12 protein-coding genes are annotated in these 15,783 nt (G+C 71.8%); 9 read left to right on the top strand and 3 right to left on the bottom strand.

What is annotated here, in order from left to right; translation table 11 throughout:
* Window positions 1-358: 358 nt before the first annotated feature.
* The 4 genes from ACH4S8_RS43165 to ACH4S8_RS43150 are packed head-to-tail and all read left to right on the top strand — an operon-like array spanning window position 359 to window position 5,485.
* Window positions 359-1,117, top strand: a complete 759-nt coding sequence (locus tag ACH4S8_RS43165; protein ID WP_398404477.1) for a redox-sensing transcriptional repressor Rex — start codon at window positions 359-361, stop codon at window positions 1,115-1,117.
* Window positions 1,114-2,829, top strand: coding sequence for a glutamyl-tRNA reductase (locus tag ACH4S8_RS43160; RefSeq protein WP_398404475.1), 1,716 nt, complete (start codon window positions 1,114-1,116; stop codon window positions 2,827-2,829). Before ACH4S8_RS43165 ends, ACH4S8_RS43160 begins: the two co-directional genes overlap by 4 nt.
* Window positions 2,826-3,785, top strand: coding sequence for a hydroxymethylbilane synthase (hemC, locus tag ACH4S8_RS43155; protein ID WP_398404473.1), 960 nt, complete (start codon window positions 2,826-2,828; stop codon window positions 3,783-3,785). The genes ACH4S8_RS43160 and hemC overlap by 4 nt, the downstream gene beginning before the upstream one ends.
* Entirely contained in the window at window positions 3,782-5,485 is a 1,704-nt protein-coding gene (locus tag ACH4S8_RS43150; RefSeq protein WP_398404471.1) for a uroporphyrinogen-III synthase, read from the top strand. The genes hemC and ACH4S8_RS43150 overlap by 4 nt, the downstream gene beginning before the upstream one ends.
* A 259-nt stretch (window positions 5,486-5,744) precedes the next feature.
* On the opposite strand, the gene ACH4S8_RS43145 is transcribed toward ACH4S8_RS43150, so the two are convergent.
* The gene (locus ACH4S8_RS43145; RefSeq protein WP_398404469.1) at window positions 5,745-7,763 is read right to left on the bottom strand and encodes a PA14 domain-containing protein; all 2,019 of its coding nucleotides are present in this window, start codon (window positions 7,761-7,763) and stop codon (window positions 5,745-5,747) included.
* Between the two features lie 443 nt (window positions 7,764-8,206).
* Between ACH4S8_RS43145 and ACH4S8_RS43140 the strand changes: the two genes are divergently transcribed.
* From ACH4S8_RS43140 to hemB, 3 genes are all read left to right on the top strand, one after another.
* Window positions 8,207-9,205, top strand: a complete 999-nt coding sequence (locus tag ACH4S8_RS43140) for a helix-turn-helix domain-containing protein (RefSeq protein ID WP_398404467.1) — start codon at window positions 8,207-8,209, stop codon at window positions 9,203-9,205.
* A gap of 111 nt (window positions 9,206-9,316) precedes the next feature.
* Window positions 9,317-10,519, top strand: a complete 1,203-nt coding sequence (locus ACH4S8_RS43135) for a hypothetical protein (RefSeq protein WP_398404465.1) — start codon at window positions 9,317-9,319, stop codon at window positions 10,517-10,519.
* Window positions 10,520-10,601: 82 nt separating this feature from the next.
* Window positions 10,602-11,594: a porphobilinogen synthase gene (gene hemB / locus ACH4S8_RS43130; protein ID WP_398404463.1), complete on the top strand. Its 993-nt coding sequence runs from the start codon at window positions 10,602-10,604 to the stop codon at window positions 11,592-11,594.
* A gap of 90 nt (window positions 11,595-11,684) precedes the next feature.
* Here the strand turns inward: hemB and ACH4S8_RS43125 are convergent, their stop codons facing one another.
* Both ACH4S8_RS43125 and ACH4S8_RS43120 read right to left on the bottom strand, forming a co-directional pair.
* Window positions 11,685-12,233 (bottom strand): DinB family protein, encoded by a 549-nt coding sequence (locus tag ACH4S8_RS43125; RefSeq protein WP_398404461.1) that lies wholly within the window; start codon window positions 12,231-12,233, stop codon window positions 11,685-11,687.
* Between the two features lie 132 nt (window positions 12,234-12,365).
* Window positions 12,366-13,136, bottom strand: a complete 771-nt coding sequence (locus ACH4S8_RS43120) for a DUF4232 domain-containing protein (RefSeq protein ID WP_398404459.1) — start codon at window positions 13,134-13,136, stop codon at window positions 12,366-12,368.
* Window positions 13,137-13,346: 210 nt separating this feature from the next.
* Between ACH4S8_RS43120 and ACH4S8_RS43115 the strand changes: the two genes are divergently transcribed.
* Complete coding sequence (locus tag ACH4S8_RS43115; protein ID WP_398404457.1) at window positions 13,347-14,777, top strand: helix-turn-helix domain-containing protein; 1,431 nt, start codon at window positions 13,347-13,349, stop codon at window positions 14,775-14,777.
* A gap of 77 nt (window positions 14,778-14,854) precedes the next feature.
* Window positions 14,855-15,757, top strand: coding sequence for an SAM-dependent methyltransferase (locus ACH4S8_RS43110; protein ID WP_398404455.1), 903 nt, complete (start codon window positions 14,855-14,857; stop codon window positions 15,755-15,757).
* Window positions 15,758-15,783 lie beyond the last annotated feature (26 nt).

Below are 15,783 nucleotides of genomic sequence, written 5' to 3'. Positions count from 1 at the left end.
TGCCGGCCGGGCACGGGCCGGGAGCCGGGACACCCGTCGCGCCGGTCGCGTATCCCGATTCGTGACCTGACGAAGCTGGCCAAGTCGTCCGGAAAGTCGCCTAGGATCGACGGCGATTGGTCTCGGGGGCGGGATTCGTTGAGGAGAGTGTGCGGTTTTGCCCCCTTCAAGTGCGGAACGAAGTCGTCCGCACGCCGGTTGCATACGGGCGTGCCGGGCATGCGTGAGCCCGGTCACGTTGGCCGGGCAAATCGGACACCGTCTTTGTGCACGCGTTCACAAAGACATAGCCTGCACTCGACGGGGCGGTCTGGGTACGTGTGACCGCCTGCAGCCCCGCTCTACCCGCAGGAGCACCGTGGCAACTGGCCGAACTCACCGACCGGCGACCCGCAGCCGAGGAATTCCCGAGGCCACCGTCGCCCGGCTTCCGCTGTACCTCCGAGCTCTCACCACACTGTCGGAGCGCTCGGTACCCACGGTCTCATCCGAGGAACTCGCGGCCGCAGCGGGGGTCAATTCCGCGAAGCTGCGCAAGGACTTCTCCTACCTCGGCTCCTACGGGACCCGCGGCGTGGGGTACGACGTCGAGTATCTCGTCTACCAGATCTCCCGCGAACTCGGCCTGACCCAGGACTGGCCGGTCGTCATCGTCGGCATCGGCAACCTCGGTGCGGCACTGGCCAACTACGGAGGGTTCGCCTCCCGTGGATTCCGGGTGGCGGCGCTCATCGACGCCGATCCCGCGATGGCCGGCAAGCCCGTCGCCGGGATCCCGGTGCAGCACACGGACGACCTGGAAAAGATCATCGACGAGAACGGTGTCTCGATCGGTGTCATCGCCACCCCGGCCGGAGCCGCCCAGCCCGTCTGCGACCGCCTGGTCGCCGCCGGAGTCACCTCCATCCTGAACTTCGCGCCGACCGTCCTGTCCGTCCCGGACGGCGTCGACGTGCGCAAGGTCGACCTCTCCATCGAGCTGCAGATCCTCGCGTTCCACGAGCAGCGCAAGGCCGGCGAGGAGGCCGAGGCGCAGGCCGGTGCCGCCGCCCCGGCCGAGCGGGACGACCACGGCAAAGGACCCGACGGGGATCTTCCCGCCGTGATGCCGGCATGAGTCTCCTCGTCGTCGGACTGAGCCACCGCAGCGCTCCGGTCAGCGTCCTCGAACGGGCCGCGCTGTCCGCGGACGCGCAGGTCAAGCTGCTCCAGGACACGCTCGCCGCCGAGCCGGCCGCCGAGGGCGCGGTGCTCGCCACCTGCAACCGCATCGAGCTGTACGCCGACGTGGACAAGTTCCACGCGGGCGTCGCCGAGCTGTCCACGCTCCTCGCCCAGCACAGCGGCGTCGGCCTGGAGGAGCTCACCCCCCATCTGTACGTGCACTACGAGGACCGGGCCGTCCACCACCTCTTCTCGGTGGCCTGCGGCCTGGACTCGATGGTCGTCGGCGAGGGCCAGATCCTCGGCCAGATCAAGGACGCGCTCGCCACCGCGCAGGAACAGCACACGGCGGGCCGCCTCCTGAACGACCTGTTCCAGCAGGCCCTGCGGGTCGGCAAGCGCGCCCACTCCGAGACCGGCATCGACCGCGCCGGACAGTCCCTGGTCACCTTCGGCCTGGAGCAGCTGTCCGCCGGACGGCCCGTCGAGACCTGGGCCAAGGACAAGAAGGCCCTCGTCATCGGCGCGGGCTCGATGTCCTCGCTGGCCGCCGCGACGCTCGCGCGCGTCGGCGTCGGCGAGATCGTGATCGCCAACCGCACCCCCGACCGTGCCGAGCGCCTCGCCGAGATCCTCACCGCCGGCGAGGACACGGACGTGCTGGCCCGCGCGGTACCGATGGACTCGGTGCCGGCCGAGCTGACACGTGCCGACATCGCCGTCTCGTGCACCGGGGCGACTGGGCTCGTCCTGACGGCCGAGACCGTCGCCGCCGCCGTCGAAGGACGCACGGGAACGCCCGCGGCACTGCGTGAGCCGGTGTCCGGCCCGGCCGGTCACCTCGTCGCCGCCGACGCCTGCGGCGACGACGCCTGCCCGCTGGACCTGTCCGCCGTGCAGGGCGCCACCGGCTTCTCCGTGATGGGCGAGGCGGCCGTCGCCGGCATGGACGCCGCGACCCTGGAGCAGCACGCGGCCTGGGTGGACAAGGGCACCGGAACCGTCGAGCGCCGCGACGGCCGTCGTACGCCCGGCGAGGAGGCCGAGGCCGACGCCGATGTCATCGCCGCGCTGGCCGCCGCCGCCGCGACCGTCGGCCGCATCCCCGAGCGCCGCAGGCCCGAACCCGTCGCCGAGGCTCCCCGCCCCGCGCCGGTGCTCGCGCTGCTCGACCTTGCGATGCCCCGTGACATCGACGCGGCCGTGCACCGGCTGCTCGGTGTACGGTTCGTCGACCTGGAGACGCTCGCCGAGGCCTCCGCGGACGCGCCGATGGCCGCCGACGTGGACCAGGTGCGCCGGATCGTCTCCGACGAGGTGGCCGCGTTCGGCGCCGCCCAGCGGGCCGCGCACATCACGCCCACCGTCGTGGCGCTGCGCGCCATGGCCGCCGACGTCGTCGCGAACGAGATCGCGCGGCTGGACGGACGGCTGCCCGACCTCGACGACAAGCAGCGCGGCGAGATCACCCAGACCGTGCGGCGCGTCGTCGACAAGCTGCTGCACGCGCCGACCGTACGGGTCAAGCAGCTCGCCGCCGAGCCCGGCGGCGCCGGGTACGCGGACGCGCTGCGGACCCTGTTCGACCTGGACCCGGAGACGGTCGCCGCCGTCTCGCGGGCCGAGAACAACACCGAGAACGCCAAGAACCGAGGGCGAGCATGAGTGAGCAGGCTTTGAGGCTCGGGACCAGGCGCAGCAAACTCGCCATGGCCCAGTCCGGGCAGGTGGCGGAAGCCGTGAGCCGGGTGACCGGACGGCCCGTCGAGCTCGTTGAGATCACGACGTACGGCGATGTTTCCCGCGAGCACCTCGCGCAGATCGGCGGCACGGGCGTCTTCGTGACGGCGCTGCGGGAGGCACTGGTGCGCGGGGAGGTCGACTTCGCCGTGCACTCCCTCAAGGATCTTCCGACCGCGCAGCCCGAGGACCTCGCGCTGGCCGCCGTGCCGGTGCGCGAGGACGCGCGCGACGCACTCGTCGCCCGCGACGGACTGACCTTCGAGCAGCTGCCGGACGGCGCGCGCGTCGGTACAGGTTCGCCGCGCCGCATGGCCCAGCTGAACGCCTACGCGCGCAGCCACGGCATGACGATCGAGACGGTCGCCATCCGGGGCAACGTAGACACCCGGATCGGGTACGTCCACGCCGGGGAGCTCGACGCCGTCGTGCTCGCCGCCGCCGGACTCAACCGGCTCGGCCGGATCGACGAGGTCACCGACTTCCTGTCGGCCGACACCGTTCTGCCCGCCCCCGGCCAGGGGGCCCTGGCGATCGAGTGTGCCGCGCACGACGCGGACCTCGTCGCCGCGCTCGCCGAGCTCGACGACCCGTTCACCCGGGCCGCCGTGACCGCCGAGCGATCCCTGCTCGCGGCCCTGGAGGCCGGCTGCAGCGCTCCCGTGGGCGCGTACGCCGACCTCTTGGCCGACGGGCAGATTGTCAAGGAGATGCGCCTGCGCGGCGTCGTCGGTACGACCGACGGCTCGACGCTGGTGCAGCTGTCCACCACCGGTCCCGTGCCCGAGACACATGACCAGGCGATGTCGCTCGGCCGTGAACTCGCTGCCGAGATGCTTGCCAAGGGCGCGGCCGGTCTGATGGGGGAGCGAGCACTTTGAGCCCCACCAACCTTCCCGCCGGTCCGGTCCACGGGCACGTCACCTTCCTGGGTGCCGGACCCGGAGATCCAGGGCTGTTGACACTGCGCGCCGTGGAGGCGCTGGCGAACGCGGACGTTCTCGTCGCCGAGCACGACGTGCTCGACGTGGTACGTGTTCATGCCAGACAAGGCGTCGCTGTTCTGAACACGGATCCGGACACATCGCCGGTTCCGTACCAGACCACAGGCACGCCTCAGCTGACGGTTGTTGACGGCACGTCGACGACCGTTGGTGACCCCGCGTCGAGGGACGCTGCCAATCTTGTCATGACGGCCGCGCGGGGCGGCAAGCGGGTCGTGCGTGCGGTGTCCGGTGACCCCGGGCTCGACACGTACGCCGCCGAGGAGATGCTGGCCTGCGTCGCTGCGGGCGTGCCCTTCGAGGTGGTGCCCGGTATCGCGGCCGCCGTCGGTGTGCCCGCCTACGCGGGTGTCCCGCTGCGGGACGCGCAGGGCGCGGACGTCCGGTTCGTCGACGCGCGGACCGCTTCGAACCGTTGCTGGACCGAGGTCGGTGCCTCCGACGGCACCGTCGTGGTGTCGGCGACGCTCGACTCCGTGGCCGCGGCCGCCGGCGAGCTGGTGGCCTCCGGCCGCAAGCCCGACACCCCGATGTCGGTGACGATCGCCGGTACGACGACCCGCCAGCGCACCTGGTCGGCCACCCTCGGCACGATCGCGCAGACGCTGAAGCAGGCGAAGGTGCTGCCGTCCCCGGACGGTGGCCGCCAGGTCATAGCCGTGGTCGGCGAGCGTTCCGCAGCCGCCCAGCGCGACCAGTTGTCCTGGTTCGAGTCCAAGCCGCTGTTCGGCTGGAAGGTGCTCGTGCCGAGGACGAAGGAGCAGGCGGCGTCGCTCTCCGACCAGCTGCGGTCGTACGGGGCCGTGCCCTACGAGGTGCCGACGATCGCCGTCGAGCCGCCGCGCACGCCCCAGCAGATGGAGCGCGCGGTCAAGGGCCTGGTGACGGGCCGCTACGAGTGGATCGCCTTCACCTCGGTCAACGCCGTCAAGGCGGTCCGGGAGAAGTTCGAGGAGTACGGCCTCGACGCGCGCGCCTTCGCGGGCATCAAGGTCGCCGCGGTCGGCGAGCAGACCGCGAACGCGCTCGTCGCCTTCGGCGTGAAGCCGGACCTGGTACCGAGCGGCGAGCAGTCGGCCGCGGGCCTGCTGGAGGACTGGCCGCCCTACGACCCGGTCTTCGACCCGATCGACCGCGTCTTCCTGCCGCGTGCCGACATCGCCACGGAGACCCTCGTCGCCGGGCTCATCGAGCTGGGCTGGGAGGTCGACGACGTCACGGCGTACCGCACCGTGCGCGCGTCGCCGCCGCCGGCGGACACCCGCGAGGCGATCAAGGGCGGCGGCTTCGACGCCGTGCTCTTCACGTCGTCCTCCACGGTCCGCAACCTGGTCGGCATCGCGGGCAAGCCGCACAACGTGACGGTGATCGCCTGTATCGGCCCCGCCACGGCCAAGACGGCCGAGGAGCACGGGCTGCGGGTCGACGTGATGGCTCCCGAGCCCTCCGTGCACAAGCTGGCGGAGGCACTGGCGGACTTCGGCCTGCGCCGCCGTGCCGCCGCGCTGGCCGCCGGCGACCCGGTGACCCGCCCGAGCGAGCGCCGTCCCGGCTCGCGCAGGCGCCGCACCACCTGAACCAGGTGAGAAACGCCCCGCCGTCTCCTACGGGAGACGGCGGGGCGTTCTTCGTCGTACGCCCGGGGCGAACGGTGGCCCACGAGGGTGAGGGGCGGAGCGGAAAGGAGGTCCGGATCGGGCTACGGGCTGCTGCTGGTCGAGGAGTTCGCGGGCCGCTGGGGTGTGCGGTCGGGCCCCGTGCCGTGCAGGACGGTGTGGGCGGAACTCGATCTCGGGCCCGGCCGGTGATGCCCCGGCCGGGCCCTGTGGGACGTCCTCAGCCGTCGGACCCCGGCGGCACCAGGATGGCCCAGTCGGCGCCCGGTGCGGTCTCGGTGCCGTCCGCGAGGAGTGCGGTCACCCAGTAGTAGTGGGTGGTGCCGGAGGGGGCGGTGGTGTCCGTGTACGAGGTCCCGGTGACGGGGGTGTCGCCCGTCAGGCTCACGTACCGGCCCGCGTCCCGGTCCCACCGCAGGACGCGGTAGCCGGTGGCGCCCTCGACCGCGTTCCAGGACAGGTCCACGGCGCCGCCCGTGTCCGCGGCGGACGCCTCCAGGGACACCGGGGAGCCTTCCGGCGTGGCGACGGTCGGGGTCAGGTCGAGTTCGGTGACGGCGACGACCAGGGCCTTTCCGGTCCACCTGTAGCTGGAGTTGAAGCTGGTGTCGACGGCGTCGATCCAGTAGCAGTGCTCGTCACCGTCGGGCAGGGTCGCGTCGACGTAGTGCGTGGTGGTCGGGCTCAGGTAGGCCCATTCGGAGCCGGAGCACACGGCGGTGCCGTCCTCCTCGTCCCTGAGTATCTCTCCGCGGTAGACCGTGTACCGCTTGAGATCCGTCTCTTTATTGGCGTTCCAGTCCAGGACGACGCCGTACTCGGTGGCCTCGGCGGTCAGCCCGGTGACCGCGGCGGGCGGGGTGGTGTCCCGGTCGGAGGCGAGGGTGGTGACCGTGACGGTGGGGGAGGCCACGGACTCGCGATCGACGCTGTCGTAGCCCTTGACCACGTAGTGGTACGTGGTGTTCGGGGCCATCGTCTGGGTGCAGGTGTACTGGTACCGGCCGTCGGACAGCCGCGTGTACGTGGTGTCGCACCGCGACGGCTCGCCAGAGGTCTTCACCGGCAGGGACAGGGACCGGTAGACGTTGAAGCCGTAGTAGTTCCCGTCCGTGTCGGGGTCGACGGTCCATTTGAGGACGACCCGCTGGGCGTCGGGCGTCGCGGTCAGGTCGTGCGGGGCGGCGACGGGCCGGGTCGCCTTCACCAGGGCGGAGTACTCGGAGGTACGGCCGGCCCCGTCGACGGCCCGCACCCTGTAGGTCCAGGCCTGGGACCGTGTGGCCTTGGTGTCGGTGAAGCTGGTGCCGGACGTGTATACGTCGCCCCCGATCTCGCTGCTCCGCGACACGATGTAGCGCGTCACTCCGGGGACCGGGTTCCAGGTCAGCTTGATGCCCTCGTCCAGGCCCTGGGCGGTGAGGCCGGTCGGCGTGGTGAGGGCGACGGTCTCCACCCGCTGGTCGGCGCTGCCCGTGGAGGCGTTGCCCGCCTTGTCGTAGGCCCGGACCTCGTAGTAGTACGTGCGGCCGGGAGCCGTCGGGAGGTTGGAGTAGGTGGTGCCGGTGGTGTAGCCGACGTTCAGCCAGGTGCTGCTGCCCTCCTCGCGTCGGTAGAGGCGGTAGCCGGCGAGGTCCATCTCCTTGTTCGCGGCCCAGGACACCACGGCCTGCGCGGTGGCGTTGTCGAGCCGCGCGCTCACCCCGGTCGGAGTGAGCGGCTTCACCTTGTCGACGGTGGCGGAAGTCCGGGGCGTGTACGTGAACTTGACGTTCGCCGCGCCCGTCCAGGCGACGAAGTCGACGCGCAGGGTGTGCTTGCCCGAGGGGACCGTGAGGGCGACCGACTTCTTCTGCGTGGACGAGACGTTCTTCCACAGGTCGATCTTGCGGACGCCGTCGAGGTAGACGCGGATGCCGTCCTGCGCCTCGGCGGCGAACGTGAAGGGCCCGCCGGAGCCGAAGTCACGGGTGGCGGTCCAGCGGACGGAGAAGTTGTCCTTGGGCAGGGTGACACCCGCCGGGGCGCCGGTGCCGTAGCTCTCGTTGACCGCGCTGTCGCAGTCCGTCTTCTTCGGGGTGCCGGAGAAGGTGGTGTTGGCGAAGTACTGGCGCTTGAACACCGGAGAGGCGCAGTCGGCGGCGGCGGCCGGGGCGGCGTCGACGGCGAGCAGACCGCCGCTCGTCGCCAGCGTGACGGCGACGGCGGCGACGAGTCTCAGCCGGGTGGGGGTCTTCACGGAGGGGATGCCTTTCGGGCCGTTCGAGGGGGCTGTGACTAGACCCGTGACCAGGGCGATCGGTTGTATCGAGGTGGGTGACGCGGAGTCCTGGACCCGGCCGGCTCGTCGTCGCCGAACTCGCCGCGAACGCCGTCCCGCCGCACCTGGCCGGTGTCGCCCGAACCGGAGCCCGGTGAGGCGTACTTCGGCGGCGGGTGCTCCGGTGCGGCGGGCGGTAAAAGACCAAAGGACCTGGGGGAGAACCAACCGACCAACCAAACCGGGCTGTTGTCACACGAGCGGGTGAAACAGGCCGGTGCGGGTGGCGCGTGGGCGGCTCGGACGTGCACGCTCGCCGCAGGCAACATCCACAACTCAACACCCCCACACATGCTTCGGCCCCCGCCGGGACTGCAATCCCAGTGCGAGGGCCTGACCAAAGAGGAAGCCAAACCTTCCCCATGGCTGTCACCAAGCTTATCGATGCCCTGCGCCCGAGTCAGGGAGTCCCGCGCAACGACACCCACTTCGGTGTCACCCACGTACGTGAGTACCAGCCCGACCGGTACACGATCGTCGGCAACCACCTCGCCCAGCACCGGGGGCTCTCCGCAGCCGCGATCGGGATCGCCGTGCACATCCTGTCGCTGCCCGAGGGCGCGCGGGTCGACATCCGCAGCCTCGCCGAGTGGTTCCCCGAGGGGCGGGCCCGGATCGCCTGCGCACTGCGGGAGTTGGAGGCGCGGGGCTATGTCGAGCGGGTGCGGGAACGGCTTCCCTCCGGACAGATGATCACCCGTACGTACGCCTTCCACGCCCCGGCGCTCACCCGGGCCCGGCGGGAGGCGGAGCAGTCCGCCGCCCCGGCCGCTCCGGTGCGCGAGGCCTCCCCGACGATCACGACTGCGCCGACCCCGGCCCCCACGGTCCCGGACCACTTCTCCTCCGGTGCCTCGCCCTGCGACTCCCTGCCTGAGCGGGCCGCCGCCCCCGCCGATCCTGACCCGCCCCGCGGCGAGCACCACGACAAGGCGGAGGCGCTGCTCGCCGGGCTGCGCCGGACCGACATCCGGCTGACACTGTCCGGGCGGGAGGTGCGGCGCCTGGCTCCCCTGGTCGCCGCCTGGTTCGAGAACGGCCTCGGCGGAGCGACGGTGATCCACGCCCTGACCGACGGTCTTCCCCTCCACGTGCGGCACCCGGCCGGCTTCCTGCGCAACCGCCTGCTGGACCTGCTCCCACCGGCGCTGCCGTCCCTTCCGGGGGCCGGTGGGGGCGGGCCGCTCCCGAGCCGGCCGCTGCTCCCTCCGCCCGCCCTGGCGGACTGCGAAGGCGGCTGCAACAGGGCCTTCAGGGCACCGTTCCGAGGAGCGTGGTGCCGTGACTGCCGCGCCGCCCACCCGGGCAAGGCCCCCACGGCCCCGTCGGACGTGATGGCTCTCGCCGGGGCCGGAAAATGATCTTTTGCGCTCATGGCGTCTCCATTATCGTCTTGCTGTGCGCATGCCATGGAGCGGAATGAGGGCCGGCTGCACCGGCGAGGGCAAGGCCGACAACGGGCTGGTGCGGTGATGACCCTGCGCTTACGGCTGGTGCCGCTGCTGTGCGCGGCTGCGGCGCTGCTGTCGTCGGGATGTGCCGACAGCGCGGTGGCGGCCGGAGGCTCGGCCGCGCCCACGGCGTCGCAGGCTTCCCCGCGCCTGAAGGAGGTTTCCCCGCCGCCGCGGGCGCTGGTGAAACTCCGGCCCGACAGAACCCTCGGCATGCCCAGCGGCTGGAACATCGACGGCTACGGCGTGATCGGCTCCGGGAAGGACCTCGCCTTCCTGGCCACGCCTCCCGCCAAGGCGTCGTCCGGCGGCGGGGCGACCGAGACCTGGGTCGTGGACTCCGTCAGCGGCCGGGTGCGGCGTTTCCCGCAGATCGACTCCCACTGGGCTCCGAGCGGCATCGCCCTGGGGGCGGGCCGGCTGTTGCGGGTGGAGAGCCGGCAACTCGACGGCACGGCCTGCGGCGAGGCGGCCGACGCGGCCGCGGACTGCTTCAGCTGGCGGCTGTACGACCAGTCCCTGTCCTCGTCCTCGCCGAAGCCGCGCCTGCTCGCGCGGTCGGCCCACCCGGGGCACCAGAGCAGGGTTCCCCACCCGCTGGCCGACGGCCGATCCTTCGTGTGGGAACAGGGGACGAGCGGTGGGAAGTTCGGTCTCTTCCGCTGGACTCCGGGCGCCGCCAAGGCCGTGCGGCTGCTGACCCGCTCGGCCCAGGGCCAGCTCGACGTCGACGGCGGCACGCTGTACCTCACCGAGGGCAGGCTCACGGCCGACGGCGCGTTGAGCAGCCGTACCACCTACCGCGTCGGCATCGGGCAGCCCGCGGTCGCCCGGCGGGTGGCCCGGTTCACCGGCAGCGGAGGCTTCGCCATCCACGGCGGGCGCATCGCGTACTTCCCGCACTCGGACGACGAGAGCGGAAGGGTCCGGGTCCTGACGATCGGCGGCAGGACCGCACCGGTCGACGTGGGCGCCTCGCTGCAGGGCCTCTACACCGTCGACTGGATCAGCGGAAACCGCCTCGTCACCTGGGCCGTCAGCGGATACGCCCTGGCCGATCTGCGGCACCCCCGTACGTCCACCGCCTTCAGCCCCGACGCGGTCGGACTGGGAGTGCCGAGGACCTTCGGGAACACGCTGTACGTCGTCTACGACCCCTACGAGTTCGCGCAGTCCAGGGGAACGAAGCCGACGGTCCTGGCCTGGCGGCACTTCTCGTCCTGAGGCGTCCTGCGCCCGCCGACCCCGGCCCGGCCCGACTGAGCGTCGGCAAAGGCACGGGTCCGGCGGGCGTAGCGTAGATGGCATGACGAAGTACGGATCCTTTCCCGGTACGCGTCCCCGGCGGCTGCGCACCACGCCCGTCATGCGCCGGATGGTCGCCGAGACCCGGCTGCACCCCGCCGACTTCATCCTCCCCGCGTTCGTCCGCGAGGGTGTGAGCGAGCCGGTGCCGATCGGCTCGATGCCCGGGGTCGTGCAGCACACGCGGGACAGCCTGAAGAAGGCCGCCGTGGAGGCGCTGGAGGCCGGGGTCTCCGGGATCATGCTGTTCGGGGTGCCCGAGGACGAGAAGAAGGACGCCGTCGGGACGCCCGGCACCGACCCGGACGGGATCCTCCAGGTCGCCCTGCGCGACGTGCGCGCCGAGGTCGGCGACGAACTCCTCGTGATGTCCGACCTGTGCCTCGACGAGACCACCGACCACGGGCACTGCGGTGTCCTCGACGACCAGGGCCGGGTGGACAACGACGCGACCCTGGAGCGGTACGCCGAGATGGCCCAGGTGCAGGCCGACGCGGGCGCCCACGTCGTGGGACCCAGCGGCATGATGGACGGTCAGATCGGCGTCATCCGCGACGCCCTCGACCAGATCGGCCGCGAGGACGTGTCGATCCTCGCCTACACCGTCAAGTACGCCTCCGCCTTCTACGGCCCGTTCCGCGAAGCCGTCGGCTCCTCGCTCCGGGGCGACCGCAAGACGTACCAGCAGGACCCGGCGAACGCGCGGGAGTCGCTGCGGGAGCTGGCGCTGGACCTGGAGGAGGGCGCCGACATGGTGATGGTGAAGCCCGCCGGTCCCTACCTCGACATCCTCGCCCGCGTCGCCGACGCCTCCGACGTGCCGGTCGTCGCCTACCAGATCTCCGGCGAGTACTCGATGATCGAGGCCGCCGCCGAGAAGGGCTGGATCGACCGCGACCGGGCGATCCTGGAGTCCCTGACCGGCATCAAGCGCGCCGGTGCGCAGAACATCCTCACGTACTGGGCGACCGAGGTGGCCCGCAGCCTGGGCTAGTGCCGGGACGCCGACGGCCGGGACGTGGACGGCCGGGACGCCGACGGCCGGGACGTCCCGGCACTCCCGGAAGTCCCGGCCGTGCGGGTCTCACAGGCCGATCGCTCCGTCGATGCGCTCGCGGAGCAGGTCGGCGTGGCCGTTGTGACGGGCGTACTCCTCGATCATGTGGATGAGGACCCAGCGCAGCGACACCTTTCCGCGCCAGACGTCGTCACCCTCGACGTCGAGACCGGGGGCCCCGGCGGTGAACCGTTCGGCGAAGGCCACCTCGGTCCGCCAGGCCGCCCACGCTTCCGTGACGGTCCCGGGGTCGTCCGTGGCGCCGTCGAAGTCCCCGTCCGGATCGGCCGCCGAGGAGAAGAGGGCCGAGGCCTCCTCTCCGGCCAGAACCCGCCGGAACCAGCGGCGTTCCACATCGGCGAGGTGCCGGACCAGGCCGAGCAACGAGAGCGTGGACGGCTCCACGGACCGCAGGGACAACTCCGCTCCCAGGCCGCCGCACTTCAGCTCCAGCGTGGCGCGCTGGGCGCGCAGGACATCGACGAGCATGCGCCGTTCGTCGCCGGTCGTCGGGCCGGAGAACCGGTCGGCGTCGGTGCCGTCGAACAGTTCGCCTCTTCTGGCGATGTCGCTCATGTCCGTCCTTCCGTTGGCTTCGGTGCGTGCGGCAGTGACCGGCGCAGGATCGGAGTCCCTGACCGGCATCAAGCGCGCCGGTGCGCAGAACATCCTCACGTACTGGGCGACCGAGGTGGCCAGCGGCCTGGGCTAGTACGACAGCGCGGTGTCCAGGTCCTGCTGCCAGTACGTCACCGTGAGCTTGTCGTCGATGAAGACACCCTTCGCGGGGAGGGCGGGACGGGCGGTCCTGCCCCCGCCGGAGAAGCCGACCTCCAGCGTCTTGGCGGTGTAACCGTTGCCGCCGCTGCCGTCGGCCGCCGACAGCAGCACGCCCGCGTAGCCGGACTCGCCGGGAGCGAGGGTGACGACCGCCTGCGGGTGGGTCTCCTCCGCGACCGGCGGGACGGACTGGGCCTCGCTGAAGCGGGCGATCGGATAGCCCGTCAGGTCGCAGTTCTTCGAGCCCGTGTTGGTGACGGTGAGCAGCAGGTGGTTCAGCGGCCGGGAGACCGCCGTCGCGCTCATACGGGTGTTGGAGCCGTTGCACGCCACGTTCCTGGTGCCGGTGCCGGTGCCGGTGCCGGTGCCGGTGTGGGTCGTGCCCTTCGAGCCGCCCGAGCCGCCCGTCGAGCCATTGGCGCTCTTACCGGAGGAGCCGTCCGCGCCGCCGGTCGTGGTGCCGGTGTTCTTCGAACCGTTCGTCGAGCCCGTGGTGGTGCCGGTGCCCGCGGGCTTCGCCGTCGTGCCCGAGCCGGCCGCCGGGCTGCCCGGTCGTGCCGAGGAGCGGGCCGTCGAGGACGAACCCTCGTCGCGGACGCCGTTTCCGTTGCCGCACGCCGTGAGCGAGAGCGCGGTGAGCGCGATGGCGGAGGCGGCGAGCAGACGGGTGCGGGCGGTGCGGGCAGTGCGTGCGGACATGGGTGATCCCCCTGTGGTGTCGCTGGTGGGACGGCCGCTCGACCGGTCGGCGGGAGCGGCGTGCTTGGATGGCCACAGCTTGTGCGGCGATCCGTCCCAACTGCCATGCCCAGCGGCGAACATGGGACGCTGGAACGCCGGAATGCCGTCTGACCTGGGGAAACAGACCTCCCCTGGAACGCGGTCCGGAACACGGGGGATGGAGGAACGGTGGCGGGGGACGAGTTCGCGGGACTGCTCCGGGAGTTGAAGGAGCGGTCCGGTCTCAGCTACGGGACGCTTGCCAAACGGCTGCACGTGAGTACGTCCACACTGCACCGGTACGTCAACGGGGATGCCGTACCGGCGGACTACGCGCCCGTGGAGCGGCTGGCGCGGGCGTGCCGGGCCACCCCGCAGGAGCTGGTGGAACTGCACCGGCGGTGGGTCCTGGCGGACGCGCTGCGCGGGAGGAAGAACGCGGGCGGCGCTTCAGAGAGCACCTCTTCGGAAGGCACCTCTCCGGAGGGCAAGGCCGAGGGTGAGGCCGAGGACGAGGGCGAGGGCGGAGGCTCGGGCGGCGCTCTGCCGGGCTCTGGATCGGGTTCGGGTTCGGGGCCGGGGTCGGACCAGGGCCCGCGGGCGGAGAGTCCGGCGGACGGTGGCCGGGAGGCCGGAGAGGCCGGAGAGATCGGAGAGGCCGGAGAGATCGGGGAAGCCGTACCGGTGGAGCGGAGCCGGCTGCGGGGTCGGCGGGCCATGGCGCTCGCCGCGGCCGGTGCCGTCGTCGTGACCGCCGTCGTGTCCGGCGCGCTGGGTGTGCGGATCGGGTCCGGCGGCGGTGACGACGACACCAAGGGCAAGGCGGTGGCCCTCGGCGTACCGAGCGTCACCGGTCCGCGGAAGACCGGAGCGGCCACCGGCGCGGAGCACGGCTCGCCTTCGCCGTCCGCCTCGCGCGAGGGCAGTCCCAAGGCGTCCGTCTCGTCCATCGGCGGGGCCGTCGATCCGGGAGGGACCGGCGGCGACACGGCGACCGGAAGGGGAGCGGCTGCCGACGGAGCGGGCGCGCCCACCGTCGTCACCGACGCGTACAAGTTCGAGAACCCGTGCAGCCAGCACTACCTGGTGAACCGGCCCGCCCCCCAAGTGCCCCCGCCGCCGGACGAGTCGACCGCGCGCGGCTGGGTCACCGCGCTCGGCGCGGTCCCGAGCGGGGAGCAGATGATCGCGCTCACAGTCCAGGGCACCGGGAAGGCGACCGTCGTCCTGAAGGCGCTGCACGTGCGGGTGCTGGAGAAGAACGCACCCCTCGCCTGGAACGACTACGCCGTGGGCGTGGGCTGCGGCGGCGACGTGGAGACGAAGTCCTTCACCGTCGACCTCGACGCGGGGCGGCCGGCTGTCGGGGTCAAGGGCGGCCAGCGGAACTTCCCTTACAAGGTCAGCGAGTCCGACCCCGAGGTCTTCTACGTCATCGCGGGCGCTCAGGCGCACGACGTGAGCTGGTACCTGGAACTCGACTGGTCCAGCGGGGCGAAGAGCGGCACGGTGCGTGTCGACGACCGCGGAAAGCCGTTCCGGACGAGCGGGAACGTGGGGCGGCCCGCGTACAACCACCCGCTGGGCGACAGCGAATGGCAGACGGCCCCTCCCCCGTGACTGAACGACGCCGTCAAGTCGCCCCGAGAGCTAGGGTGTTGAGCGTTGATTGACGCGACCCTCCAGGGAGATGCCCCATGCCCGGTGACGCCCTCGGCCAGGATCCCGCCGAGCTGAGAAGGAGGATCGACACCACCAAGGCGCACCCCGCCCGGGTCTACGACGTCTTCCTCGGTGGCAAGGACAACTACCCCGTCGACCGGAACGCGGCCGCCGCCGCGCTCGCCGCGAACCCGCGCGGCTACCTCGACGTCCGGCACAACCGCGACTTCCTGCGCCGTGCCGTGACCGCGCTCGCCGCGGAGGGCGGCATCCGGCAGTTCCTGGACATCGGCACCGGACTGCCCACCCAGGAGAACGTCCACCAGATCGCCCAGCGGATCATCCCGGACGCGCGGGTCGTGTACGTCGACAACGACCCGGTGGTCCTGGCCCACGCCCGCGCCCTGCTCACCAGCGGACCCGAGGGCCGTACGGACTACATCGACGCGGACCTCCAGGAGCCCAAGCAGATCCTCGAACAGGCCGCCGGGACCATCGACTTCGAGCAGCCCCTCGCCCTGGTGCTCGTCGCGGTCCTGCACTTCGTCGAGGACGCCGAGGCCTACCCGATCGTGCGCGGGCTCGTCGACGCGCTGCCGTCCGGCAGCCGGGTGGTCATCAGCCACCTCACCGAGGACCTGAACGCCGAGAACGTCCGCGCGGTCCAACGGACGTACACCGAGCGCGGGTTCACCTTCGTCCTGCGCTCGAAGGCCGAGGTCGAGCGCTTCTTCACCGAGAACGGCCTGATCCTGGACGAACCCGGTGTCGTCCCCGCCCACCACTGGCGTCCCGACGGCAACGCCCCGGCCCCCGAGACCGCCGACCCCGCCTTCCTGGCCACGCTCGACGCCATCGACAAGGTCCGCTACCTCGGCATCGACGACGTCACGGACGCGGACATCAACGTGTACGTCGCCACGGGTGTCAAGCCCTAGGCGGCGTAACGGGGTTGGGGTTTCGT

Source organism: Streptomyces sp. NPDC021080, assembly GCF_044333225.1.
Classification (GTDB): domain Bacteria; phylum Actinomycetota; class Actinomycetes; order Streptomycetales; family Streptomycetaceae; genus Streptomyces.
This window is presented reverse-complemented; position numbering and strand designations above follow the sequence as displayed.